Annotated in this window: 20 protein-coding genes; 15 read left to right on the top strand and 5 right to left on the bottom strand. The window is 68.4% G+C overall.

Translation table 11 applies throughout. The features are described 5' to 3' along the window. Positions 1-7: 7 nt before the first annotated feature. Positions 8-1018, top strand: a complete 1011-nt coding sequence (locus tag RWO33_RS05825) for an OmpA family protein (protein ID WP_314103109.1) — start codon at positions 8-10, stop codon at positions 1016-1018. Between the two features lie 9 nt (positions 1019-1027). On the opposite strand, the gene RWO33_RS05820 is transcribed toward RWO33_RS05825, so the two are convergent. Beyond that, entirely contained in the window at positions 1028-2899 is a 1872-nt protein-coding gene (locus RWO33_RS05820; protein WP_314103106.1) for a tetratricopeptide repeat-containing diguanylate cyclase, read from the bottom strand. A gap of 103 nt (positions 2900-3002) precedes the next feature. Here RWO33_RS05820 and RWO33_RS05815 point away from each other — a divergent pair, with 103 nt between their 5' ends. The 3 genes from RWO33_RS05815 (at position 3003) to RWO33_RS05805 (ending at position 9050) form a co-directional block, all read left to right on the top strand. Further along, on the top strand, positions 3003-4349 hold the full coding sequence (locus RWO33_RS05815; RefSeq protein WP_314103103.1) for an ATP-binding protein: 1347 nt from the start codon (positions 3003-3005) through the stop codon (positions 4347-4349). Between the two features lie 51 nt (positions 4350-4400). Next, entirely contained in the window at positions 4401-7847 is a 3447-nt protein-coding gene (locus tag RWO33_RS05810; protein ID WP_314103129.1) for a PAS domain-containing hybrid sensor histidine kinase/response regulator, read from the top strand. Positions 7848-7922: 75 nt separating this feature from the next. After that, complete coding sequence (locus RWO33_RS05805) at positions 7923-9050, top strand: hypothetical protein (RefSeq protein ID WP_314103100.1); 1128 nt, start codon at positions 7923-7925, stop codon at positions 9048-9050. Between the two features lie 21 nt (positions 9051-9071). Here the strand turns inward: RWO33_RS05805 and RWO33_RS05800 are convergent, their stop codons facing one another. The 3 genes from RWO33_RS05800 to acs all read right to left on the bottom strand — a co-directional run bounded on the left by RWO33_RS05800 (position 9072) and on the right by acs (position 12785). Then, a complete protein-coding gene (locus tag RWO33_RS05800; protein WP_314103098.1) occupies positions 9072-9650 on the bottom strand; it encodes a manganese efflux pump MntP family protein in 579 nt (192 codons plus the stop codon). A 507-nt stretch (positions 9651-10157) separates the two neighbouring features. After that, complete coding sequence (locus RWO33_RS05795) at positions 10158-10823, bottom strand: response regulator transcription factor (RefSeq protein ID WP_145478602.1); 666 nt, start codon at positions 10821-10823, stop codon at positions 10158-10160. A gap of 18 nt (positions 10824-10841) precedes the next feature. Continuing rightward, complete coding sequence (gene acs, locus RWO33_RS05790; RefSeq protein ID WP_314103095.1) at positions 10842-12785, bottom strand: acetate--CoA ligase; 1944 nt, start codon at positions 12783-12785, stop codon at positions 10842-10844. 359 nt (positions 12786-13144) lie between these two features. On the opposite strand from acs, the gene RWO33_RS05785 reads away from it, so the two are divergent. From RWO33_RS05785 to xth, 4 genes are all read left to right on the top strand, one after another. Continuing rightward, positions 13145-14572 carry a DcaP family trimeric outer membrane transporter gene (locus RWO33_RS05785; RefSeq protein WP_314103093.1) on the top strand — a complete coding sequence of 476 codons (1428 nt, stop codon included), beginning with the start codon at positions 13145-13147 and terminating at the stop codon, positions 14570-14572. A gap of 96 nt (positions 14573-14668) precedes the next feature. Beyond that, positions 14669-16324 (top strand): MFS transporter, encoded by a 1656-nt coding sequence (locus RWO33_RS05780; RefSeq protein ID WP_145478605.1) that lies wholly within the window; start codon positions 14669-14671, stop codon positions 16322-16324. 168 nt (positions 16325-16492) lie between these two features. Continuing rightward, the gene (locus RWO33_RS05775) at positions 16493-17908 is read left to right on the top strand and encodes a coniferyl aldehyde dehydrogenase (RefSeq protein ID WP_314103089.1); all 1416 of its coding nucleotides are present in this window, start codon (positions 16493-16495) and stop codon (positions 17906-17908) included. Between the two features lie 229 nt (positions 17909-18137). Next, on the top strand, positions 18138-18905 hold the full coding sequence (gene xth / locus RWO33_RS05770; protein WP_314103087.1) for an exodeoxyribonuclease III: 768 nt from the start codon (positions 18138-18140) through the stop codon (positions 18903-18905). Between the two features lie 82 nt (positions 18906-18987). Here the strand turns inward: xth and RWO33_RS05765 are convergent, their stop codons facing one another. After that, positions 18988-19242, bottom strand: a complete 255-nt coding sequence (locus RWO33_RS05765) for a GlsB/YeaQ/YmgE family stress response membrane protein (RefSeq protein ID WP_145478608.1) — start codon at positions 19240-19242, stop codon at positions 18988-18990. A 90-nt stretch (positions 19243-19332) separates the two neighbouring features. Between RWO33_RS05765 and RWO33_RS05760 the strand changes: the two genes are divergently transcribed. From RWO33_RS05760 to RWO33_RS05730, 7 genes are all read left to right on the top strand, one after another. Continuing rightward, positions 19333-19932, top strand: coding sequence for a 4'-phosphopantetheinyl transferase superfamily protein (locus RWO33_RS05760; protein WP_145478609.1), 600 nt, complete (start codon positions 19333-19335; stop codon positions 19930-19932). Positions 19933-19983: 51 nt separating this feature from the next. After that, entirely contained in the window at positions 19984-20622 is a 639-nt protein-coding gene (gene rsmG / locus RWO33_RS05755; RefSeq protein WP_314103084.1) for a 16S rRNA (guanine(527)-N(7))-methyltransferase RsmG, read from the top strand. An 88-nt stretch (positions 20623-20710) separates the two neighbouring features. Then, complete coding sequence (locus RWO33_RS05750; RefSeq protein ID WP_145478612.1) at positions 20711-21508, top strand: ParA family protein; 798 nt, start codon at positions 20711-20713, stop codon at positions 21506-21508. Further along, complete coding sequence (locus RWO33_RS05745; RefSeq protein ID WP_145478613.1) at positions 21508-22431, top strand: ParB/RepB/Spo0J family partition protein; 924 nt, start codon at positions 21508-21510, stop codon at positions 22429-22431. The genes RWO33_RS05750 and RWO33_RS05745 overlap by 1 nt, the downstream gene beginning before the upstream one ends. 4 nt (positions 22432-22435) lie before the next feature. Continuing rightward, a complete protein-coding gene (locus RWO33_RS05740) occupies positions 22436-23401 on the top strand; it encodes an SDR family NAD(P)-dependent oxidoreductase (RefSeq protein ID WP_314103080.1) in 966 nt (321 codons plus the stop codon). Between the two features lie 87 nt (positions 23402-23488). Beyond that, complete coding sequence (locus RWO33_RS05735; RefSeq protein WP_314103078.1) at positions 23489-24211, top strand: glycosyltransferase family 2 protein; 723 nt, start codon at positions 23489-23491, stop codon at positions 24209-24211. Further along, entirely contained in the window at positions 24211-24552 is a 342-nt protein-coding gene (locus RWO33_RS05730; RefSeq protein ID WP_145478618.1) for a lipid-A-disaccharide synthase N-terminal domain-containing protein, read from the top strand. The genes RWO33_RS05735 and RWO33_RS05730 overlap by 1 nt, the downstream gene beginning before the upstream one ends. Positions 24553-24749: the final 197 nt, after the last annotated feature.

The raw sequence follows: 24749 nt of genomic DNA, 5'->3' as shown, positions 1-24749 counted from the left end.
TGCCCTGATGAACCACGCCAACCCGACCTACCGTCTCGTGCGCCCGCTGCTGGGCGCGGCGATCTTCGCCGGCCTTGCCGGCGCTGCTACGGCGCAGCCGGCGCAGTTGCTGCCGCAGCAGCAGCGCATCACCGACGAGGCCATCCACGCCGACCACGCGACCTACGAGGCCACCCAGGGCCGCATCCAGGCGCTCAACGATGGCGGCCGGCCGATCCGCGACTACCACCTGTCCAAGGCGCAGTGCTGGCTGGACGTGTCCTTCCACGAATACAGCCGCAACGACCGCAGCGATTTCCCGCAGGCGGCGCTGGGCGAATCGGAGCGGCTGATCATCGGCATGGAGCAGGGTGCCGAGCCGCTGCCGACCGACACGCCGCTGGTCAACAACGCGAAATACCTGCGCGACGACCTGTGGCAGCGCCTGCGGGTGCTGCATGGCACGCCCGGCTTTGCCTGCGCGGCGCAGCAGGTGGCCTGCGGCGAGGTCGAGCTGGTGCACGCCGGCAACGAGTTCAACCAGCAGCAGTGGCGGCATTCCAAGCCGTACATCCAGATCGCCGAGGAGCTGGTCAACGACGCCGAAGCGCTGGCCCGCCAGTGCGACGTGGCTCCGGCGGCGATCGCCGCACCGGGCCCGCTGGTGGCCAATGTGCTGTTCGAGTTCGACCGCGACGGCTACCGCGACATCCGCACCTACTCGCTGGAAAGCATCGACCGCGCGCTGGCCAGCGTCGCGGCCGAGAAGCTGCAGCTGGAGGAAGTGGTGCTGGTAGGGCATGCCGACCGCCTGCAGGGGCGTGGCTTCGACGCCAACCAGGCGCTGTCCGAACGCCGCGCACGCACCGTGCGGGAGCTGCTGATCGGGCGGGGCCTGGACCCGGCAACGATCCGTTACGAATACCGTGGCGACACCCAGCAGGTGCAGCAGTGCGACGGCGTGCGGCCGCGCGCGGCGCTGCTGGAATGCCTGCTGCCGAACCGCCGGGTGGAAGTGCGCTTCGAGGTCACCCGCTGACGTCAGGCGTTACGCGTCCCACCGGATCGGTCGGCTGCCGCTGAGGTGCACCCACCCGGCGGCCATCGCCTCTTCCGGATTTCCCAGCACCGCATACAGATGCGGTGCCTGGGTGCCGTCTTCGCCCCACAGCCCCGCCCACGCATTGCGTCCGCTCTGGCGGGCGCCCTGCAACGCACGATCGGCCGCGCGCAGGCTGTCATCCGGCTGCGCCGGCGCGTCACCGAACAACGGCAGCGGCGCCATCCCCACGCTGGCGGTGAGGGTCAGGTGCTCGCCGGTTGCCAGGTCCACCACGAGCCGCTCGATCGCCAGCCGCAGGTGCCCGGCCAGGGCCTGCGCCGCCTCCGCGCTGGTATCGTGGCGCGCGACCAGGAAGGCCGCGCCGCCCCAGCGTGCCAGCAGGTCGTGCCGGTCGCAGGCCGCACGCAGGCACTCACCCACGGCACGCAGCACGCTGTCGCCGGCCGCTTGTCCGTGGCGCTCGTTCAGCGCTTTGAAGTCGTCCAGTTCGATCAGCAGCAACGCACTTCGCGCCGCACCGCCGTGGCCTGCGGCGCGTTCGTCGAGCCTGCGCTCGGCTTCGCGGCGGTTGGGCAGGCCGGTGACGGTGTCGGTGCGGCTGAGCGCGGTGAGCTGGCCTCGCTGCTGGCGCAGCCGCAGCACCAGCACCGTGGCAATCACCGCGACGGCGAGGAAGGCGACCACCGCGCTGTTGCGCAGTACGCGCACGCGGCCCAGGTCCTGTTCCGCATTCACCTGGGCCGGGTCGATGCTGCGTTCGGCCGAGGCCTGCAGCCGGGCCAGCTGGCCAAGGGTCTCGCCCTTGCTGCGCGCCTGGTCCATCGCACGCCCCTTGCGCAGGTACTCCAGCGCCTGCGTACGATCGCCCAGCAGGGTGTGGATGTCGCCGAGCAGGTCCAGCCCGTTGCGCACTTCCTCGACGAATCGCCCTCGCTCGGCCACCGCCTGTGCTTCGGTCGCCAGCGGCAACGCTGCGGCGGCGGCGCCGCGATCCATCGCCAGCCGGGCCAGGCGCTGCAGGGTCACCACCTGGCCCTGTGGATCCTGCGTCGCCTGCCAGGCCACTACGCTGCGCAGGCCTGCTTCGGCGGCATCGCGTTTTCCCGTCACCCGCAGGATCTCGGCGCGGTGGCTGGCGATGCGATGCAGGAACACCTCCTGCCCGCTCAGCCGTGTCCCGATCGCTTCGGCGCGCCTGAACGCTGCGGACGCCTCGTCATTCCGCTGCAGCATCAGCAGCGCGTAGCCGTAGTTGTAGTAAAGGATCAGGTCGCCCGGATTGGGCGGCCGGTGCAGGTGGTCGCTGAGCTGGGTGGCTTTTTTCAGATACGCCAGTGCGCCCTCGGCATCGCCCATGGCGTCGCCCCGGATCATCGCGATCTGCATCAACGCGCCGATCTGGCCATGCACGTCGCGCTGGCGTACCGCATCGTCGAGCAGGGTGCCGGTCAAACCGAGCGCGCGTTCATGGTCGCCGCGCCACAGCAGCAGGTGCGCGGCCATCGTGCGGGCGCGCTGGATATCGTCTTCGCTGGCGTCATCGCGCGCTGCGGCCGCGAGCAGGCGGTCGGGCAGCTCGGTGGTCTGGTCCAGCTGGCCCAGCGCCCGCAGGGCCACGCCGAGGCAGCCGACCGCGCCTATTTCCATCGAGGTGGACAGCGACGGCGCTGCCAGCAGGCTGCGTGCGAGCTGCAGCGAGGCCTGTGGTTCGCTGGTGAGCAGGGCATGGCACTGCTCCACCTTGGCCATCTGCGGCGCCGCGTCGAGCGGGCGCTGCGCGAGTGCGGGCAGCGCGGCCAGGAACAACAGGACGGCAGGCGCAGTCAGTCCGCGCCGGACTAGCGACAACATAGGCATGGCGACAACGACTTCCCCGGTCGAGTGCAGACGATCTACAGCGCACTGCTAATATACCCATGTTGCCGCCGCGCGCCGGCGCCGCCCGCCCATTTCCTGCCGCATGCCCGAGCCGTCGCCTTCCGTCCGCGCCGCCGTCGCTGAACGCCCCACCGGGCTGGGTCGGCGCACCGATGCCATGCTGGGCGGGCTGCTGCTGCTGGTGGGGCTGTACCACGTGGTACTGGCCGCCTGGATGGCGGCGCGGCTGGGGACGGGGCTGGACATGATGGTCCCGGCCATGGCCGCCTCCCACCTGCTGCTGTGCCTGCTGTGCACGATCGAACACCGTGCCGGCCGCACCCTGCATGCGGCGGCGACCTTCCTCGTCGGTGAACTGCTGCTGCTGGTCCTGGCCTACGGGTACTGGGGCCTGGCCGCCCAGCTGCGGGTGCAGCTGGTGCAACTGCTGCCGGTGCTGCTGGTCGCGGCGGTGCTCGGCCGCCGTCCGCTGGCCTGGACCGCCGCGTGGCTGTGTGGGCTGATGGCGTTGGGTGGCTGGGTCGATGCGGCCGCGGCCCTGTTCCGCACCGAGCGCGTGCTGCACGCGACCACCGACCTGGCAGTGTCGGCCTTCGGAACGGTCATGGCCGCCTGGCTGCTCCACCACAGTGTCACCGGCCTGCGCGAAAGCCTGCAGGAGGCCCGCCAGCGCAGCGACGAACTGGCCCGCAAGCGCGATGAGCTGCAGGTGGAGATGCAGGCGCGCGAGCGCTCGCGCGACCAGCTCGTGCACGCCATGAAGATGGACAACGTCGGTCGCCTGGCCAGCGGCATCGCGCACGACTTCAACCACCTGCTGGCGCTGATCCAGGGCTACGTGGCCAAGGCGCGGCGCAGCGAGGGCGAGGCGCTGCACGCCGCCCTGCAGGGCGCGGATTCGGCGACCCGGCGGGCCAGCGCGGTCAGCCGGCGGCTGCTGGATTTCAGCCGGCTCGAGCCCGGCCGGCCGCAGCTGCTGGACGCTGCCGCCACGCTGGCCGCGGTGGCGCCCACCCTGCAGCAGGTGTTCGGTGAGCGCGTGCAGTGCGAAGTGGAAACCGGCGACGTGCGGCGGTTGATCCACTTCGACCCGGCACAGCTCGAATCGATCCTGCTCAGCCTCGCGGTCAACGCCAGCCATGCCATGCCCGACGGTGGCCGGTTCACGCTGCGGCTGCAGCCGCCCGACAGTGATGGGCGGCTGGTACTGCAGCTGCAGGACACCGGCCAGGGCATGAGCGAAGCGGTGCGCGCCCGCTGCCTGGAGCCGTTCTTCACCACCAAGCCGGTCGGGCAGGGCACCGGCCTGGGCCTGGCGGTGACCGCCAGCCTGGTCGAGGCGGCCGGCGGTACGGTGCAGGTGCACAGCCGCCCGGGCGAAGGCACCCGGATCGACCTGCAGCTGCCCTCGCGTCCACTGGCGGCGTGAGCAGGCGCGTGCAGCGGCTACACTGCGGCCTGCGCTTGCGGAAACATGCCCGTGGTTTCTAGCTGGATCCTGCTGCTGGTGTCGGTGGCCTATGCCGCGCTGCTGTTCGGCGTGGCCTGGTGGGGCGACCGACGCCCGATGTACCCCGACCGCCCGTGGCTGCGCCCGGTGGTGTACAGCCTGGCGCTGGCGGTGTACTGCTCGTCGTGGACCTTCTACGGCGCGGTGGGCACTGCGGTGCGCAACGGCATCGGCTACCTGCCGATCTACCTGGGCCCGCTGCTGCTGCTGATGTTCGGCTGGCGCATCATAGAACGGCTGGCGCTGATCGCACGCAGCCAGAACGTGGTCTCCATCGCCGACTTCATCTCTTCCCGCTTCGGCCGCTCGCGGCGGCTGGCCGCGCTGGTAGCAGTGATCGCGCTGATCGGCATCATTCCCTACCTGGCGCTGCAGTACAAAGCGGTGGCGATGAGCCTGCAGGTGCTGACCGGGCATGACGGCCCAACCGGGTACTTCAGCGACCCGGCGCTGTACGTGGCGCTGTTGATGGCGCTGTTCGCCACCCTGTTCGGCACCCGCCAGGTGGACGCCACCGAACACCATCACGGCATGATGCTGGCGATCGCGCTGGAGTCGATGATCAAACTGATCGCGATGGTGGCGCTGGGGCTGTTCGCCTACCTGTGGCTGGCCGACCGCGGCGAAACCGTGGTGCGCAGCGCGCACACGCTGTTCACCGGCCTGCCGCCGGTGGGGTTCATTTCGCAGACCCTGCTCAGCTTCCTGGCGATCATCTGCCTGCCGCGCCAGTTCCACGTGGCCGTGGTGGAATGCGGCGATGTGCGCGACGTGCGCCGCGCGCGCTGGATGTTCGGTGGTTACCTGGTGGTGATCTCGGCCATGGTGATCCCGATCGCCACTGCCGGCGTGACCCTGTTCGGCACCGGCGGCAGCGTCGCCGACGACAGCATGGTGCTGGCCCTGCCGCTGGCCGAGGGTCGCAAGTTCCTGGCCCTGGTGGCCTACGTGGGCGGCTTCTCTGCCGCCACCGGCATGGTCATCGTGGCCTCCATCGCGCTGGCCACCATGGTCAGCAACGACCTGGTGATGCCGGTGCTGCTGCGCCGCAGTGGCGACCACGAAGAAGCGGCCGACGTAGCGTCGCGGGTCCTGTGGATCCGCCGCCTGGCGATCCTGCTGCTGGCGATGGCGGCCTACAGCTACTACCGCGGCAGCAGCAACGACAGCACCCTGGCCTCGTACGGGCTGATGGCCTTCGCGGCAGTGGCGCAGTTCGCGCCCGGGTTGATCGGGGGCTTGTACTGGCGTGGCGCCAGCCGTCGCGGCGTGGAGGCCGGCATCCTGCTCGGCTTCGGCACCTGGATCTACACCCTGCTGCTGCCGGCACTGACCCATGCCGCGTGGATGGACGCGGGCTGGCTGAGCGACGGTCCGTTCGGCATCGCCTGGCTGCGGCCGCAGGGCCTGTTCGGCATGACCAGCTGGGACCCGCTTACCCACGGCACGTTCTGGTCGCTGCTGGTCAATGCCGCGGCGATGCTGCTGGTGTCCGTGCGCTGGCGCCCGGGCGTGGACGAGCGCCTGCGCGCCGCGCCGTTCCTGGACCCGTATGCCGAGCGGCCCTCGGTGGCCGGCGCATGGCCGGGCCACGTGCACGTGGGCGACCTGCTGGCGCTGGCGTCGCGCGTGGTCGGCGACCGCCACGCGCGCCGATCATTCTTCGAACAGGCGCAGTCGCTCGGTAGCGAACTGCAGGCGTCGGCGGCCGCCGACCGCGCCTGGGTGCAGTTCACCGAGCGCCTGCTGGCTGCGTCGATCGGCGCGGCCTCGGCGCGCCTGCTGCTGACCAGCCTGCTGCGCGGCTCGGGGATGGACCTGGGCGAGGTGGTGGCGGTGCTGGACGAGGCCGGCCAGGAGCTGCGCTTCAATCGCGAGATCCTGTCCACCACGCTGGAAAACATCAGTGCCGGCGTCAGCGTGGTCGACCCGGACATGCGCCTGACCGCCTGGAACCGCCGCTACCAGCAGATGTTCGGCTATCCCGACGGCATGCTGTACGTGGGCCGGCCGGTGGCCGACCTGATCCGTTACAACGCCGAGCGCGGCGAGCTGGGCGAGGGCGACATCGATGTGCAGATCAACCGCCGCATCGGCTACATGCGCGCCGGTTCGCCGCACATCTTCGAACGTACCCGCAGCGACGGCCGGGTGATCGAAATGCGCGGCCAGGCGTTGCCCGGCGGTGGCTATGTCACCAGTTACAACGACATCACCGATTACAAGCACGCCGAGAACGCGCTGCTGGAAGCCAATGAAACCCTGGAACAGCGCGTGGCCGAGCGCTCGCACGAAGCCGAAGTGGCGCAGCAGTCCAAGACCCGCTTCCTGGCCGCGATCAGCCACGACGTGCTGCAGCCGTTGAACGCGGCGCGCCTGTTCGCGTCGGCGCTGCGCGACAGCCACCACAACAACGACGAACAGCGCCACCTGGCCGAACGCGTGGATGCCTCGCTGCGTGCGGCCGAAGAACTCCTGGACGGCCTGCTGGACGTATCGCGGCTGGATGCCGGCGGCCTGCACCCGGTGATCGGCGACTTCGACGTCAGCCTGCTGATGCGGGAACTGGCCGCACAGTACTCGCCGGTGGCGGCCGGGCGCGGCCTGCGCCTGGACCTGTTCGCGCGCCCGGCCTGGGTGCGCAGCGACCGTCGCCTGCTGCGCCGGGTGCTGCAGAATTTCATGGCCAACGCCCTGCGCTACACCCGCCAGGGCCGCATCGTGCTGGCGGTGCGCCACCGCGGCGAGGAGATCGAGCTGCAGGTGTGGGACACCGGTCCGGGCATTCCCGAGCACCACATGCAGCAGATCTTCAACGAGTTCCACCGCTACCAGCAGCCGTTCGACTGGGGCGAGCAGGGGCTGGGCCTGGGCCTGTCGATCTGCCAGCGCATCTCGCGCCTGCTCGACCATCGGCTCAATGCGCGCAGCCAGGTAGGCAGCGGCAGCATGTTCTCGATCCTGCTGCCACGCGCGCAGGTGCCGGAACTTCCGCCCAGCGATGCGGCGGCGGCCCCACCCGAGCACGCCACGCGCACCGATTCGCTGGCCGGCATGCGGGTGCTGTGCGTGGACAACGACCAGGAGATCCTCGACGGCATGCGCGCGCTGCTCGGCCGCTGGCAGGTACAGGTGATCACCGCCAGCACCGTGGACCAGGCGCTGGACGAGGTGATGGCACAGCCGGACGTGATGCTGGTGGACTACCACCTGCACGACCGCCTGGACGGGCTGGACACGCTGGTGGCGCTGCGCGAGCGCGCCGGGAGCGACATCCCCGGCGCCCTGCTTACCGCCGATGGCCGTGACGAACTGAAGCGGATGGCCCGCGAGCGCGGATACCGCCTGCTGACCAAGCCGATCAAGCCGGCCTCGCTGCGCGCCTACCTGGCGGCGCACTCGACCCTGAAAGGGTGAAGGCGACAGGCGCGGCCCGGCCGCGCCGGCAGGCTGGCTATGCTGCGCGGCCTATACCCGTACTGCGGAGTTGCCGTGCCCGTTCCCTCGCTGCGTTCGATCCTGGCCACGCCGCTGCATTCGCCGTGGGCCGTGCCACTCGGGTGCAGCGTGGGAGCGCTGACGGGCGGCGCGGTCTCGCTGACCTTCTCACTGGCCTTCCGCAGCTGCGCCAACATCGTACCGGATGCCTTGATCGGAGGCTGGTTGGGCATCGGCTGGACCAACGTGCAGCGCTATCTGGACCCGGGCAAGGCGATCGCGCCGCTGCAGCCGCATGAGCGCGCGCTGGTCGATTACCCGGGCGTGCGCCAGCTGCTGCACGACGCCGGTACCAGCGTGGACGACCTGGACGCGTTGAAGCGGCTGGCCGATCAGCTGGAGCGGGATTTCAGCCGGGTGACCGGTGAGTTCAACGCGTACTGCCGCAGCCGCCAGGTGCCGCCGAATCCACTCATCGGCGGAGTCATCCGCCATTTCTGCCTGACCCATTTCCGCGACCGTGCGGTCATGCTGGTGGCCAAGCGCAGCGCGACGGCGTGTTATCTGGTGGCGGCGCGCGAAGGGCAGGCCCCGGCGATCGGCGAGGCGCTGAACCGGGAAGGCACCCGTGCCGGCACCGTGCTGCGGCAGCTGCACTGCCCGTACCTGCGGGTGGATCTTGCCAATTCCGCGCTGCGTGATGCGCAGGCGTTCACCACCGACGAATGCGAGGGCGAGATGCGCGTGCATTCGTTGCATGAGCGAGCCCGGGAAACAGTTGAAACGCTGGCGACCAGTCCGCTGGTGGATGTCACCCATCGCCGACTGCCGCGGCGCCGGTACGTGAGCCACGCCAGCGCCGCGCCCGTGGCGGACATCCCCGCGCCAGCAGGCGCCGACCGCGAACGGATCATCCGGGGGCCGCTGCTGCGCGCAAAGATTGCCGGACTGCCTGCGGGCAATCGTACCTGCAGGGAACTGAGACGGATCGAACAGGACCTCGCAGCGAACCGTCCGTGCGGCCATCCGGTGCGTTACCAAGGCAGGAACTACCTTGCCATCGACATCCACTTTGCGGGCCGGCAGAGCCCCGGCCGCAATGTGTGGCGGCTACTGCACCGCAAAGGCCCGGCCGGGCACGAACTGGTCGACATCGTCGACTACCACGATCCACGCAGCTGAGGCCAGGCCGCCCGATGCCGCTCAGCCGGCGGCGCCGCTGAGGTGTTCATACAGGATGGCGCTGCCGACGATGATCAGGATCACGCCGCCGGCGATCTCCGCGCGCTTGCCAATCAGGTTGCCGAGTACCCGCCCCAGCATGATGCCGGTCGTGACCATCACCAGCGTGCACAGGCCGATCACCGCCGCCATCACCCCGATATGCACATCCAGGAACGCCAGGCCCACGCCGACGGCCAGGGCATCGATGCTGGTGGCGAAACCGGTGACGGCCAGGTGCCAGAAACCGTGGTGCTTGTCGGGGTCGTCGCTGTCAGCGGCCGGGTCGTGCCGCACGCCGTTGATGATCATGTGCACGCCCAGCGCGCCGAGCAGCACGAAGGCGATCCAGTGGTCGAAGGCCTGCACATAGGACGACGCAGCGTGGCCGAGCAGCCAGCCGATCACCGGGGTAACGCCTTCGATCACGCCGAAGATGAGACCGGCCCGCAGGGCATCGGGAAAGCGCGGCCTGCGCATGGCAGCGCCTTTGCCGATCGCCGCAGCGAACGCATCGGTGGACATGGCAAAGCCGATCAACAACATCGAAATGGGGGACATCACACGACAGTGCAGGTTGGGCGACGGCGGACAACGGCCCACGTTCGCGCCCAACCTGTCGTTGCGCACGCGGACCGCTGGTCTCGCCAACCATCACTGGCTGCCCGCACCACGGCGCACTGGCCGAGCATGTTGATACGGGCGTTTCCTTCAGCAGGAAACAGGCTACTCCCCAAGGGGACGCGAAGCTTAGCACCGCGGATGCGGTTCATCGCCCAAACCACCGAATTGCGCAGGGCATGCTGGGATGTATAGCTTCGGCTATAAGCCGAAGCAGGTAGAGCGGACTGTTAGTCCGCTGCAGTCTCCGCAGCCGAAGGTAGAGCGGACTGTTAGTCCGCTGCATGTCTCCGCAGCCGAAGGTAGAGCGGACTGTTAGTCCGCTGCATGTCTCCGCAGCCGGAGGTAGAGCGGACTGTTAGTCCGCTGCATGTCTCCGCAGCCGACTAACAGTCGGCTCTACCGCAGCCACGCAGCCACGCAGCCACGCGGCCACGCAATCCGCGATCAATCCTCCTCCGGCGGCAACACCAGCGGCTCGTCGTCCAGCGTCAGCTTGCCGGCCATCAGCACCGCCTGGGTGCGGTTGGTGACGCCCAGCTTGCGCAGGATCGCGGTGACGTGGGCCTTGATCGTGGCCTCGGACACATTGAGGTCGTACGCGATCTGCTTGTTGAGCCGACCGGCGCCCAGCATCTGCAGCACCCGGAACTGCTGCGGGGTCAGCTCGCGCAACCGCTGCCCTACTTCGCGTTCCTCGCGCCCGGTCTGCGGCACGTTGTGCGCCTCGGGCGGCGCCCAGGTTTCGCCGTCCAGGATCGCGCCCAATGCATGGCCGATCGTGTCCGAGTCGGCGGACTTGGGAATGAAGCCGAACGCGCCGTGGTCCAGTGCCCGCCGCATCACGGTGGGCTCTTCGCGCGCCGACACCACCACCACCGGCAACTGCGGATGCAGCGCGCGCATGTGCACCAGCGCGTTGAAACCCTGCGCGCCGGGCATGTTGAGGTCCATCAGCACCAGGTCGGCGTCGGCATGATCGTCGGCCAGCTGGTACAGCGCTTCCACGCTGTCGGCTTCGTACAGCTGCACGCCCGGCATCACCCGCTGCACGGCGCCGCGCAGGGCTTCGCGGAACAGCGGGTGGTCATCGGCAATCAACAGGGTAGGCATGGGGGAGGTGGGGTCCAACTATTTGACCTTGCGTTCTTCAACCAGCGAGGCCACCACGGAAGGATCGGCCAGGGTCGAGGTGTCGCCCAGCTGGTCGGGTGCGTTCTCGGCGATCTTGCGCAGGATGCGGCGCATGATCTTGCCCGAACGCGTCTTCGGCAGGCCCGGCGCCCATTGCAGGTGGTCCGGCGAGGCGATCGGACCGATCTCCTTGCGCACCCACGCCACCAGCTCCTTGTGCAGCTCGTCGCTCGGGGCCTCGTCGGCCACCAGGGTCACGTAGGCATAGATGCCCTGGCCCTTGATGTCGTGCGGGAAGCCGACCACGGCTGCTTCGGCCACCTTCGGGTGCGATACCAGCGCGCTTTCCACTTCGGCGGTGCCGATGCGGTGGCCGGACACATTGATCACATCATCGACGCGGCCGGTGATCCAGTAGTAGCCGTCTTCGTCGCGACGGCAGCCATCACCGGTGAAGTAGCTGCCCGGGTAGGTGCGGAAGTAGGTGTCGATGAAGCGCTGGTGGTCGCCGTAGACGGTGCGCATCTGGCCCGGCCACGAATCGCGGATGATCAGGTTGCCTTCGGTGGCACCGTCCTTGATCTCGCCATCGGCGTTGACCAGGGCCGGCTGCACGCCGAAGAAGGGCAGGGTGGCCGACCCCGGCTTGAGGTCGGTGGCACCGGGCAGCGGCGAAATCAGGATGCCGCCGGTTTCGGTCTGCCACCAGGTGTCCACGATCGGGCAGCGGCCATCGCCGACCACGTCGTAGTACCAGCGCCAGGCTTCGGGATTGATCGGCTCGCCGACGCTGCCGAGCAGGCGCAGCGACGCGCGCGAGGTCCGCTTGACCGGGGCATCGCCCTCGCGCATCAACGCGCGGATCGCGGTCGGCGCGGTGTAGAAGATGCTGACCTGGTGCTTGTCGATCACCTGCCAGAAGCGGGAGGTATCCGGGTAGTTCGGCACGCCTTCGAACATCAGCGAGGTGGCGCCGTTGGCCAGCGGCCCGTAGACGATGTAGCTGTGCCCGGTGACCCAGCCGACGTCGGCGGTGCACCAGTAGATGTCGTCTTCGCGCAGGTCGAACACCGCTTCATGGGTGTAGGCCGCGTACAGCAGGTAGCCACCGGTGGTGTGCAGCACGCCCTTCGGCTTGCCGGTGGAGCCGGAGGTGTACAGGATGAACAGCGGGTCTTCGGCGTTCATGCGTTCCGGCTCGCACTGCGCCGGCTGCGGGTCCACCACGTCGTGGAACCAGCGGTCGCGAGGCGCCTGCATGTCGACCGCGCCGCCGGTGTGGCGGACCACCAGCACGGTTTCCACCGTGGTGGTGCCGGGCAGCTTCAGCGCCGCGTCCACATTGGCTTTCAGCGGAATCTTGCGGCCGCCACGCAGGCCTTCGTCGGCGGTGATGATCAACTTGCTGCCGCAGTCGATCACGCGGTCGGCGATCGAGTTCGGCGCGAAGCCGCCGAACACCACCGAGTGGATCGCGCCGATGCGCGCGCAGGCCAGCATGGCCACGGCGGCGTCTACGATCATCGGCAGGTAGATGGTGACCCGGTCGCCCTTCTTGACGCCCAGGTTGCGCAACGCGTTGCCGAGGCGGCAGGTGCGCTCGTACAGCTCGCGGTAGGTCACGCCCTGCGACGGCGCATCCGGGCTGTCCGGTTCGAACAGCAGCGCGACCTTGTCGCCGCGCTTGTCCAGCTGGCGGTCGAGGCAGTTGACGCTGGCGTTGAGCTCGCCGTCTTCGAACCACTTGATGCGGAAATCGTCGAGCTGGTAGCTGACATTCCGGATCGTGGACGGCTTCTTGTACCAGTCCAGCCGCTCGGCGGCCTTGCCCCAGAACGCGTCGGGGTTGTCCACCGATTCGCGGTAGAGCTGCTGGTAGGTGTTCTTGTCAATGCGCGCCTTGGCGGCAACGTCCGCCTTGACGGGGTAAAGATCGGCCATGGCACCCTCACTTGCACTAGGACTGGGTTGTGCGATCGCAGCATAACCCGCGATTGTTCCCACCCAGTTTGCCGCATCCACTGCCTCGAGCGGTACGCAGACCCTTAGACCTTCGTATTAACAGCGTAGAGCCACGCCCTGCGTGGCTGCACCTGTCGGACCGAAGCGTACCGACCAACGGTCGGTACCTACCATGTGCCTGCGGCATCTGCTGTCTGCCTTTGGCGTCCAGGTATCCGCCCCGCCGGGGCGGATACGACCAATTGCCAATAGCCCGGGTGCGTCAACCGGCCGCACGCTCGGCTCGACCGTGCACCCCACACGCGGCGATCACTTTGCCACCCGGGAGAGAGGGCAACATGAGTACCCGTATGTTGAAGACCATGCGCAAGCCGTTGGCGACCTGCCTGTTGGTCGCCCTGGTGGCGCCGGGCATGGCGTTTGCCGAAACCGCCAAAGAGAAGCAGCTGGAGGCGCGCGTTGCCGAGCTGGAACGCCAGGTGCAGCTGCTGCTGTCCACCACCCAGCAGCAACAGAGCCAGATCAGCCAGGCCCAGACCGACGTCACCGCGGTCAAGTCGGTGCAGGCGCAGCAGCCTGCCGTGGCCACCGTGCCAGCCGGCAAGCAGCCGATCCAGGTCACCACCATCACCCCGGGCGCCGCGCCGGGCACCACGGTCAAGATCGGCGGCTTCATCAAGGCCGACTTCCTGCTCACCGAAACCGGCGACGGCCAGCTGGCCGACGACGCCACCGGCCGCGCGCTGTACCTGCCGGGCCAGACCCCGGTCGCCGGTGCCGGCGGCAGCGGCGAGCGCTCGGACGTGGACTTCAATGCCCACGCCAAGTTCTCGCGCTTCAACCTGGGCATCGACAACGTCTCGGACAAGGGCAACAAGGCCGGCGCGTTCTTCGAGATGGACTTCTTCGGCAACTCGCTGGGCAACCAGACCGCTACCAATACCTATGGCGTGACCCTGCGCCATGCGTACATGTACTGGAACAACTGGATGGCCGGCCAGACCTGGTCGAACTTCATGGACGCCGCCTCGCTGCCGGAAGCGGCCGACTTCGTCGGTCCCACCGACGGCGTGCTGTTCGTGCGCCAGGCCCAGATCCGCTACACCAACGGCGGCTTCAGCGTCGCGCTGGAAAACCCGGAAACCACCGTGCTCACCGGTACCCGCAACCCGGTCACCGGCGCGTGGACCAATACGGCCAGCAACAGCGACCGTGGCTCGCTTCCCGACCTCACCCTGCGTTACGGCTGGAAGGGCGACTGGGGCACCTTCGGCGTCGGCGGTATCGTGCGCCAGCTGAAGGTCGACAACCAGGCCACCGGCGCCGACGCCGACAAGATCGGCGGCGGCCTGACCCTGGGCGGCAAGTGGGTCATGGGCGGCAGCGACCAGCTGCACTACCAGATCAGCGGCGGCGAAGGCATCGCCCGTTACGTGGGCCTTGGCGTTACCGCCGATACCGCCTACGACGTGGCCCAGGACGAACTCAATCCCACCGGCGTGCTGGCGGGCTATGTCGGCTGGCGCCACGCCTTCACTCCCAAGCTGCGCACCAACCTGATCTACGCCCGCAGCGACTACGACAACGACAGCGTGCTGGGCCCGCTGGTCACCAAGAGCGTGCAGAGCATCCGCGGCAACGTCTTCTACACGCCGATGCCGAAGGTCGATATCGGTGCGGAGTACATGTACGGCGTGCGCGAGATCGAAGACGGCCGCCGTGGCGACATCAACCGCGTTCAATTCACCACTAAATACAGTTTTTAAAGGAGTGCCGACTAACAGTCGGCGCTACCGGAACACAACACGAACGCCGACACACAGTCGGCGCTACCAATGATTGCTTCGGAGGGGAAGCGTCTTATGTCCACCACACCCGTACCTGCAAAAGCAGAACTTACCAAAGGCCACAAGAAGGTCATCTTCGCGTCCAGCCTTGGCACCGTGTTCGAATGGTATGACTTCTTCCTGTATGGCTCGCTGGCGGCGATCATCGCCAAGCAGTTCTTCAGCGGGGTCAACGAAACCACGGGCATGATCTTCGCCCTGCTGGCCTTCGCCGCCGGTTTCTTCGTGCGACCGTTCGGCGCGGCCTTCTTCGGCAGCCTCGGCGACCGCATCGGCCGCAAGTACACCTTCCTGGTCACGATCCTGATCATGGGCATCTCGACCTTCCTGGTCGGTGTGTTGCCCAACTACGCGTCGATCGGCTTCGCCGCCCCGGTGATCCTGATCATCCTGCGCCTGGCCCAGGGCCTGGCCATGGGCGGCGAGTACGGCGGCGCGGCGACCTACGTGGCCGAGCACGCACCGGCCGACAAGCGTGGCCTGTACACCAGCTTCATCCAGTGCACCGCCACGCTCGGCCTGTTCATGTCGCTGCTGATCATCCTGGCCTGCCGCTACTTCCTGGGCAACGAGGAGTTCGAAGCGTGGGGCTGGCGTATTCCGTTCCTGGTCTCGATCATCCTGCTCGGCATTTCGGTGTGGATCCGCCTGCAGCTGAGCGAATCGCCGCTGTTCCAGCAGATGAAGGCCGAAGGCAAGGGCTCCAAGACCCCGTTCCGTGACAGCCTCAAGGACGGCAACCTCAAGCTGATGCTGCTGGTGCTGCTGGGTGCCGCGGCCGGCCAGGCCGTGGTGTGGTACGGCGGCCAGTTCTACGCGCTGTTCTTCCTGAGCAGCATGCTCAAGGTCGACGCGACCACTTCCTACCTGCTGATCGCCGCTGCACTGGCACTGGGCACGCCGTTCTTCATCTTCTTCGGCTGGTTGTCGGACCGCATCGGTCGCAAGAAGATCATCCTGGCCGGCTGCCTGCTGGCTGCGGTGACCTACATCCCGGTATTCAAGGGCCTGACCCACTTCGCCAACCCGGCCATTGAAGAAGCCCGCAGCAACTCGCCGGCGCTGGTCATCGCCGACCCGAACACCTGCTCGTTCCAGTTCGATCCGGTCGGCCTGCGCAAGTTCACAAGCTCCTGCGACGTGGCCACCGCCGCGCTGACCAAGGCCGGTGTGCCGTACGACGTGCAGCCTGCCGCCGCCGGTTCGCTGGCGCTGGTAAGCGTGGGCAACAGCCAGGTGACCTCGTTCGAGGCCGCGGGCCTGACCAAGGATGAGCTCAAGGCCAAGGGCGATGCCTTCGGCGGTGAACTCAAGGCCGCGCTGACCGAGGCGGGCTACCCGGCCAAGGCCGACAACGCGCGCATCAACATCGCCGGCACCGTGCTGATGCTGTGGATCCTGGTCCTGTACGTCACCATGGTGTACGGCCCGATCGCCGCCTACCTGGTCGAACTGTTCCCGACCCGCATCCGCTACACCTCGATGTCGCTGCCGTACCACATCGGCAACGGCTGGTTCGGTGGCTTCCTGCCGGCGATCTCGTTCGCGCTGGTGGCCGGCACCGGCAACCTCTACTACGGTCTGTGGTACCCGATCATCATCGCGCTGATGACGGTCGTGGTCGGCGGCCTGTTCCTGCATGAAACCAAGGGTGTGGACATCACCAAGTAAGCGGTGATGGCGTGACCAAGGAAGGGCCGTGGCATTGCCACGGCCCTTCTTCGTTTGGATCCGCGAAGCCACGCAGGGCGTGGCTCTACGCGCGTGGGAACATGGTCCGTAGAGCCACGCCCTGCGTGGCTTCGCGGTGCCTGAAACGGGCGTTGCTATATTCCGGGCATGAACAATGCCGACACCGCTCCCACCGCCCTTCCGGCCATCCTGCAGACCCTGCGAACCGCCTGGCAGGCCAACCGCCCGTCGCTGGAACAGCGCCGCAGCGACCTGCAGCGCCTGCGCGCGATCCTCAAGGCGCGCCTGCCGCAGATGGCCGAAGCCATCGCCGCCGATTTTGGGCACCGCTCCACCCATGAATCGCTGATCGCCGATGGCATGACCGTGCTCAACGAGATCGACCACCTGCTCGGGCACCTGCGCGGCTGGATGCGCCCGCGCCGGGTGGGGGTGGGCTGGCGGTTCTGGCCAGCGCGGGCGCAGACCCGCGCAGTTCCGCTCGGCGTGGTCGGGGTGATCTCACCCTGGAACTACCCGGTGAACCTGGCGCTGATTCCGTTGGCCACCGCCATCGCGGCCGGCAATCACGTCATCCTCAAACCCTCCGAGCACACGCCGCACACCAGCGCCTTCCTGCACGAGCTGCTGGCCGACGTGTTCCCCGCCGACCGCGTTGCGGTGGTGCAGGGCGACGCCGCGTTGGCCTCGGCGCTTTCCGGTTCGCCGCTGGACCACTTGGTGTTCACCGGTTCCACTGCGGTCGGGCGCAAGGTGATGGCCGCCGCCGCCCGGCACCTGACGCCACTCACCCTGGAACTGGGTGGCAAGTCGCCGGCCATCGTGTGCAGCGACTACCCCCTGCCCAAGGCTGCCGCGCGCCTGGCCACCGGCAAGTGGTTCAACGCCGGGCAGACCTGCATCGCGCCGGATTACGTGCTGATCGACAGCCGTCGCCAGCGCGAACTGGTGCAGCAGCTGCAGACCCAGGTGCGTGCGCGTTATGGCGACTTCAGCGACCCGAGCGACTACACCCGCATCATCAACGACGGGCAGTACCAGCGCCTGCAGGGCTATCTGGCGCAGGCACGCGAACGCGGCGTGCCGGTGATCGAACTGGCCAGTGTCGACCCGGAGCGCGCGCGCCGCGAACGGCTGATTGTGCCGACCATCGTGCTCGACCCGCCGGCCGACCTGGAGCTGATGCAGGAGGAGATCTTCGGCCCGATCCTGCCGGTCTGCGCCTACCCCGACCTGGACGCTGCGCTGGCGGACGTGCAAGGCCGTGACCGGCCACTGGCGATGTATGTCTTCAGCGAACATCGCGCGGTGGTGGAGCGGATCCTCGGCCAGGTCGTGGCCGGCGGCGTCACCGTCAACGACACCCTGCTGCACTTCGCCGTCAACGCCCTGCCGTTCGGCGGCGTCGGTCCCAGTGGTATGGGCGCGTACCACGGGCGTGCCGGTTTCGATGCGATGAGCAAGCAGCTGCCGGTGCTGTGGCAGTCGCGCTGGGCGGCGAGCGATATGCTCAAACCGCCGTATTCACGCATTGCGGGCCTGCTGAAGGTGATTCTGCGCTGACGGGGGTACCGACCAACGGTCGGTACCTACCGGAGAGGCAGCATCGTTCCGCATGCGTCGCGGCCGAGGCGGGCGTTCCACCGGCGCCACGACCGAGGCCCGCGCGTTGGACCGGCGCCGATGCCGACGCCCGCGCGGTGGACCGGCGCCTCGCCCGGCGCTCGCGCGCTGGACCGGTAGGTACCGACCGTTGGTCGGTACGGCACCGCCGACCCGCTACAATGCGCCCATGAAAATCGCCTCCTGGAACGTCAACTCCCTCAACGTGCGCCTGCCGCACCTGGAACAGTGGCTCACCGCGTTCGCGCCGGACGTGGTCGGCATCCAGGAAACCAAGATGGAGGACCACAAGTTCCCCGACGCGGTGCTGGCCGGGCTGGGCTACCGCAGCGTGTTTGCGGGCCAGAAGACCTACAACGGCGTGGCGCTGCTCTCGCGCGAACCGGCGCAGGACGTGCAGATCGGCATTCCCGGCTTCGAGGACGAACAGAAGCGCGTCATCGCCGGCACCGTCAACGGCGTGCGCATCATCAACCTGTACGTGGTCAACGGCCAGGACGTGGGCACCGACAAGTACGACTACAAGCTGCGCTGGCTCGAGGCCGTGCATGCGTGGGTGGCCTCGGAACTGCAGAAGTACCCGGAGCTGGTGGTGATGGGCGATTTCAATATCGCCCCGGACGCGCGCGACGTGCACGACCCGCTGGTCTGGAACGAGAACCACATCCTGACCTCCACCGCCGAGCGCGGTGCACTCAACAAGCTGCTGCAGCTGGGCCTGCACGACGCCTTCCGCCTGCACAGCGAGGACGCGGGCGTGTTCAGCTGGTGGGATTACCGGGCCGCCGGTTTCCGCCGCGACCTGGGCCTGCGCATCGACCTGACCCTGGTTTCCGACGCGCTCAAGGCACGCGCGCTTACCTCGGGCATCGACCGCGAACCGCGCACCTGGGACCGCCCCAGCGACCACGCGCCGGCGTGGGTGCAGCTGGGCTGAAACCAACAGGGCCCGGCGGATGCCGGGCCCTGTCGAAACACGTAACGACCCACCGTCGTTACCCATCCGTTACCGTTACCGGTTACCGGATGCGCTTGCGGGTAAACAGGTTCACGATGGCCAGCAGGACCACCGCGCCGATCAGCGAGTACAGGAACGACCACAGCGTGATGCCGTCGTTGATGTTGCCCCGATTGAAGATCAACCCTGCCAGGAACGCCCCGACGATACCGACCACGATGTTCAGGATGATGCCCTGCTGTGCGTCGCGACGCATGATGATGCTGGCCAGCCAGCCCACGATGCCACCGACGATCAACCAGATGATGATGCCCATGTTGGTGACTCCCTCTGAGTGGATGAAGCCGCGCCAGTTGACGGCAGCCCCCGTGAAGTCGCTGTGCAGCCTGCCCCGGGGGCCCCGCGCATGAGCCTGCCGGCCACCCTGGACGGCCCTTGGCGGTTCGGTCCGGTCACGGTCTGGCGGCTGCCGCACGTGCCCGGCACCCGCGGCGAGCCGCAGGCCCGGGTGCTGCTGGCCGAACAGCTGGGCGGTCGCCCCGACACCCTGCCGCTGCAGCGCGACCCGCGCGGCCGGCCCGAACTGCATGGCCCGCTGGCCCACATCGGGACCGGCTGGAGCCACAGCCACGGCCTGCTGCTGGTGGGGTTGGGCGAAGGCGTGCGGTTGGGCGTCGACCTGGAGCCGCTGCGCCCGCGCCCGCGCATGGCCGAGATCATCGAGCGCTTCTTCCACCCGGCCGAGGTGGCCTGGCTGCTCGGCCTGGACGACAGCGCCCGCCAGCATTGGTTCTTCCGGGTGTGGTGCGCCAAGGAAGCGATCCTCAAGGCGCAGGGCCAGGGCATTTCGTTCGGCCTGCATCGCCTGCAGCTGGCCCCGGGCGCGGACGGCGCCCTGCACCTGGCCTGGTCCGACCCCGACCTCGGCCCGGCCGGGCGCTGGCACCTGCACGAATGGCAGGCCGCCGCCGATTTCCGCGCTGCGCTGGCCTGGCACGCGCTTTGAGCGCACCGGATTCGCGCAATGCCAGCGGCGCCACCCTGCAATAATGGGTGCATGACCGAACATACGCTCCCGCCGGCCGTCGCCGCCGCACTTGAAAAGGGCCTGGCCGCCATGGGCCTGGATGCCGCCCTGGCGCCGCCGCTGCTGACCTACCTGACCCTGCTGAACCGCTGGAACGGCACCTACAACCTCACCGCGATCCGCGATCCGCTGGAGATGGTCACCCGCCATTTGCTCGACTCGCTGGCCATGCAGCCGTTCCTGGAACAGGGCACCCTGGCCGACCTCGGCACCGGCCCCGGGCTGCCGGGGATCCCGCTGGCGATCGCACGCCCCCGGCTGCAGGTGACCCTGGTGGAAAGCAACGGCAAGAAGGCCCGCTTCATGCGCGAAGCGGTACGCCAGCTGGGCCTCACCAATGCACGCGTGGCTGAATCGCGTGCCGAAGCGCTGGCCGAGCCGGGCGCGTATGACAATGTCACCGCCCGCGCGATGGACACCCTGGCCGGCATCATCGCCGTGGGTGGCCACCTGCTGCGCCCGGGCGGCAAGCTGCTGGCCATGAAGGGGGTGTACCCCCACGACGAGATCGCCCAGCTGCCCGCCGGTTGGCAGGTGGAGCAGGTGCTGCCGCTGCAGGTTCCCGGCCTCACCGGCGAGCGCCATCTGGTCGTGGTGGCCGGGCCATGACCGGCCCGTGCGCGCATCTCACAGTGCATGACACGCCCGGTGACCGCATAATGCCCAGTCCCACTCCCTGCCGATGAGGCTCACCCGCATGGCCCGCATCATCGCCATCGCCAACCAGAAGGGCGGCGTCGGCAAGACCACCACGGCCGTCAATCTGGCCGCCGCCCTGGCTGCTGCACCCAAGCGCGTGCTGCTGGTCGACCTCGATTCCCAGGGCAATGCCACCATGGGCAGCGGCGTGGACAAGCGCGAAGTCGCCGCCTCCACCTGCGACCTGCTGCTGGGTGAAAGCACCGCCGCGGACATCCGGGTCACCACCCCGGAAGGGTTCGACCTGCTGCCGGGCAACATCGACCTGACCGCCGCCGAGATCCAGCTGATGGACCAGGGCGAGCGCGAGCAGCGGCTCAAGCGCGCGCTGGCGCCGATCCAGGACCAGTACGACTTCATCCTGATCGACTGTCCGCCGGCGCTGTCGCTGCTGACCCTCAACGCCCTGGCCGCCGCCGATTCGGTGATCGTGCCGATGCAGTGCGAGTACTACGCGCTGGAAGGCCTGAGCGCACTGGTGGAAACCATCGACGCATTGCGCGCCAGCCTCAATCCCAGCCTGGAGATCGAGGGCGTGCTGCGCACCATGTTCGACGTGCGCAACAACCTGGCCAATGCCGTGTCGGCCGAACTGACCGACCACTTCGGCGACCGCGTGTTCCGCACCATCGTGCCCCGCAACGTCCGCCTGGCCGAGGCGCCCAGCCACGGCCAGAGCATCGTCGGCTACGACCGCGCCTCGCGCGGCGGCGTCGCCTACCTCGGCCTGGCCGGCGAGATCATCCGCCGCCACCACCAACGCAACACGGCCGGGAAGGCCATGGAGACCGCCTGATGAGCACCAAGCCCGCCCCCGGCAAGAAACGCGGCCTCGGCCGTGGCCTCGATGCGCTGCTGGGGCCCAAGGGCGCGGTGACACAGGTGCAGGCCGCGGCCGTGGTCGAACCGCTGCCGGGTGAAGTGCTGCGCAAGCTGCCGGTCCAGCACCTGCAGCCGGGCAAGTACCAGCCGCGCCGCGACATGGACGAAACCAAGCTGGCCGAGCTGGCCGAGTCGATCAAGGCGCAGGGCGTGATCCAGCCCATCCTGGTCCGCCAGCTCGGCGCAGACAGCTTCGAGATCGTGGCTGGCGAACGCCGCTGGCGCGCCTCGCAGCTGGCCGGGCTGGACGAAGTGCCGGTGGTGGTGCGCGAACTGGAAGACCGCACCGTCATCGCGATGGCGCTGATCGAGAACATCCAGCGCGAAGACCTCAACCCGCTTGAAGAAGCCGAAGCGCTGCAGCGCCTGATCAGCGAATTCGCGCTGACCCACGCCGAAGCCGCGCAGGCGGTGGGCCGTTCGCGCGCGGCGGTGTCCAACCTGCTGCGCCTGCTCGAGCTGCCGGTGGCGATCCGCCTGCTGCTGGAAACCCGTCGCCTGGAAATGGGCCACGCCCGCGCGCTGCTCACCCTGGCCCCGGAACTGGCCAGCAAGCTGGCCCAGGAAGCGGCCGACCAGGGCTGGTCGGTGCGCGAAGTCGAACACCGCGCACAGCAGTTCGCGGCCGGCAAGGTGCCATCGAACCTGCGCCGCAAGCCCAGCGCCAGCGCGCCGCAGGCCGACATCGCCTCGTTGGAAACCGAGCTGTCCGAATCGCTGGGTGCACGCGTGGCGATCAACCATGGCCGTGGCGGCAAGGGCAAGCTGATCATCCATTACACCGACCTGGACACGCTCGACGGCGTGCTCGAAAAGCTCCGCGTCCGCAAGGACTGAGCCCATGACCGTCCTTGTCACCGGTGCGGCAGGCTTCATCGGCGCCAACACCGTGCGTGCCCTGCTCGATGCCGGGCACCGCGTGGTCGGGTTGGACAACTACAACGATTACTACGACCCGCAGATCAAGCGCGACCGCGTGGCCGCGTTGTGCCCGGACGCCGACATCCGCGTGCTCGACCTCACCGACCGCGATGGCCTGGCCGCGCTGTTCGACGAGGTCCAGCCCCGCCGCGTGGTCCACCTCGCGGCCCAGGCCGGGGTGCGTTACTCGCTGGAAAACCCGCAGGCCTACGTCGACAGCAACCTGGCCGGGTTCGTCAACATGCTAGAGCTGTGCCGCCATCGCGGCGTGGCCCACCTGGTGTATGCGTCGAGCAGTTCGGTGTACGGCGACTCGGCCACGCCGCCGTTCTCCGAAGACCAGCGCATCGACCGGCCGCGCTCGCTGTACGCCGCGACCAAGGCCGCCAACGAGCTGATGGCCTATACCTACGCCCAGCTGTTCGGCCTGCACGCCACCGGCCTGCGCTTCTTCACCGTGTACGGCCCCTGGGGTCGCCCCGACATGGCGCCGCTGCTGTTCTCGCGCGCGGTGCTGGCCGGGCGGCCGATCGAGGTGTTCAACGACGGGAAGATGCAGCGCGACTTCACACATGTCTCCGACATCGTCGCCGGTATCCTCGGCGCGCTGGCGCATCCGTCCGACGAGGACTTGCCGCACCGCGTGTTCAACCTGGGCAACCACACCCCGATCGAGCTGGAGCGCTTCATCGGGGTCATCGAGGCGGCCGCTGGACGCCCGGCGCACAAGGTATACAAGCCGATGCAGCCCGGCGACATGGTCCGCACCATGGCCGATACCCGGCGTGCCCATGACGCATTCGGCTACGCGCCGGTGACGCCGATCGAGCGCGGCCTGCCACCGGTGGTGGCGTGGTGCCGCGATTATTTCGGCGATCGCGCCTGAGGTGCGACGGCGGGTTCATCTTCGGATAACCTTGAACACGGAAAATGCGCGGTCGTTTTCACTCCTGGCCCCTCGCAGAGCCCGATCATGAGCCAACCCCAGCTGTCGGTCGTCGTCCCGGTATTCAATGAACGCGATAACGTCCAGCCCCTGATCGACGAGATCACCACCGCACTGCGCGGCCAGCTGGACTTCGAGATCGTCTATGTCGACGACCACTCGCGCGATGACACCCTGGCCGTGCTCGAGTCGCTGAAGCCGGCCCATCCGGAACTGCGCGTGCTGCACCACGTCAGCCAGAGCGGGCAGAGCACGGCGGTGCGTAACGGCGTCAAACAGGCGCGTGCACCGTGGATCGCCACGCTGGATGGCGACGGCCAGAACGATCCGGCCGACATTCCCCGCCTGCTGGCCGCCCGCGCCGCCGCGCCCGCCGAGGTCAAGCTGTTTGCCGGCTGGCGGGTCCACCGCCAGGACAGCGGCAGCAAACGCTGGGCCAGCCGGTGGGCCAATGCCATCCGCGCACGCATGCTGCGCGACGATACTCCGGACACCGGCTGCGGCATCAAGCTGTTCGAGCGGGCCGCGTTCCTGGACCTGCCGTACTTCGACCACATGCACCGTTACCTGCCCGCGCTGATGCAGCGGGCGGGCTGGAAGACGGTGAGCGTGCCGGTCAACCACCGCCACCGCACCGCCGGGGTATCCAAGTACAACAACCTGGGCCGTGCGCTGGTCGGCATCCGCGACCTGCGCGGGGTGGCCTGGCTGATCACCCGCAGCCGGCGCACCGCCGTGGAAGAACGCTGATGGAACTGCACTGGCTCGACCAGCCGTTGAGCTGGCTGTACTGGACCGGCCTGCACGTGACCGGCTGGAAACTGATCGGCTACACCGGCGCGCTGATGTTCGGTGGTCGCTGGCTGGTGCAGTTCGTCGCCTCGCGGCGCGCCGGCAAGCCGGTGATCCCGCGCCTGTTCTGGTACATGAGCGTGGTCGGCAGCCTGATGACCCTGAGCTATTTCCTGTTTTCGGCCAAGCAGGACTCGGTAGGGGTGCTGCAGAACCTGTTTCCGGCGTTTACCGCGCTGTACAGCCTGAAACTGGATATCCAGCATCGGGGTTGGAAGCGGGATAAAGCCGAACATTGAGGGCTGCGAACCTCGCCGATACCCGGCCCGTACCCTGGGGATACCGGGGCGACCCGGCACCGGCCCGACACCGGCCCGGCCCGGCCCGACACCGCCCCGGTAGCGGGGGGGGGGGGGGGGGGGGGCGGACCGGGGGGGGGCACCCACCCAAACAACAACAACCACACGCCAAAACTCGGAGGGCCACCCCGCCGGGG

The sequence above is a fragment of the uncultured Stenotrophomonas sp. genome, assembly GCF_963519925.1.
GTDB lineage: Bacteria > Pseudomonadota > Gammaproteobacteria > Xanthomonadales > Xanthomonadaceae > Stenotrophomonas > Stenotrophomonas maltophilia_AE.
The sequence above is the reverse complement of the archived record's forward strand: the minus strand, read 5'-3'. Positions and strand labels throughout refer to the sequence as shown.

Excerpts from the sequence above, each read along its gene's own strand:
- RWO33_RS05825 (WP_314103109.1), top strand. The coding sequence starts at position 8 with ATGAACCACGCCAACCCGACCTACCGTCTCGTGCGCCCGCTGCTGGGC.
- RWO33_RS05820 (WP_314103106.1), bottom strand. The coding sequence starts at position 2,899 with ATGCCTATGTTGTCGCTAGTCCGGCGCGGACTGACTGCGCCTGCCGTC.
- RWO33_RS05815 (WP_314103103.1), top strand. The coding sequence starts at position 3,003 with ATGCCCGAGCCGTCGCCTTCCGTCCGCGCCGCCGTCGCTGAACGCCCC.
- RWO33_RS05800 (WP_314103098.1), bottom strand. The coding sequence starts at position 9,650 with ATGTCCCCCATTTCGATGTTGTTGATCGGCTTTGCCATGTCCACCGAT.
- RWO33_RS05795 (WP_145478602.1), bottom strand. The coding sequence starts at position 10,823 with ATGCCTACCCTGTTGATTGCCGATGACCACCCGCTGTTCCGCGAAGCC.
- acs (WP_314103095.1), bottom strand. The coding sequence starts at position 12,785 with ATGGCCGATCTTTACCCCGTCAAGGCGGACGTTGCCGCCAAGGCGCGC.
- RWO33_RS05785 (WP_314103093.1), top strand. The coding sequence starts at position 13,145 with ATGAGTACCCGTATGTTGAAGACCATGCGCAAGCCGTTGGCGACCTGC.
- RWO33_RS05780 (WP_145478605.1), top strand. The coding sequence starts at position 14,669 with ATGTCCACCACACCCGTACCTGCAAAAGCAGAACTTACCAAAGGCCAC.
- RWO33_RS05775 (WP_314103089.1), top strand. The coding sequence starts at position 16,493 with ATGAACAATGCCGACACCGCTCCCACCGCCCTTCCGGCCATCCTGCAG.
- xth (WP_314103087.1), top strand. The coding sequence starts at position 18,138 with ATGAAAATCGCCTCCTGGAACGTCAACTCCCTCAACGTGCGCCTGCCG.
- RWO33_RS05765 (WP_145478608.1), bottom strand. The coding sequence starts at position 19,242 with ATGGGCATCATCATCTGGTTGATCGTCGGTGGCATCGTGGGCTGGCTG.
- RWO33_RS05760 (WP_145478609.1), top strand. The coding sequence starts at position 19,333 with ATGAGCCTGCCGGCCACCCTGGACGGCCCTTGGCGGTTCGGTCCGGTC.
- rsmG (WP_314103084.1), top strand. The coding sequence starts at position 19,984 with ATGACCGAACATACGCTCCCGCCGGCCGTCGCCGCCGCACTTGAAAAG.
- RWO33_RS05750 (WP_145478612.1), top strand. The coding sequence starts at position 20,711 with ATGGCCCGCATCATCGCCATCGCCAACCAGAAGGGCGGCGTCGGCAAG.
- RWO33_RS05745 (WP_145478613.1), top strand. The coding sequence starts at position 21,508 with ATGAGCACCAAGCCCGCCCCCGGCAAGAAACGCGGCCTCGGCCGTGGC.
- RWO33_RS05740 (WP_314103080.1), top strand. The coding sequence starts at position 22,436 with ATGACCGTCCTTGTCACCGGTGCGGCAGGCTTCATCGGCGCCAACACC.
- RWO33_RS05735 (WP_314103078.1), top strand. The coding sequence starts at position 23,489 with ATGAGCCAACCCCAGCTGTCGGTCGTCGTCCCGGTATTCAATGAACGC.
- RWO33_RS05730 (WP_145478618.1), top strand. The coding sequence starts at position 24,211 with ATGGAACTGCACTGGCTCGACCAGCCGTTGAGCTGGCTGTACTGGACC.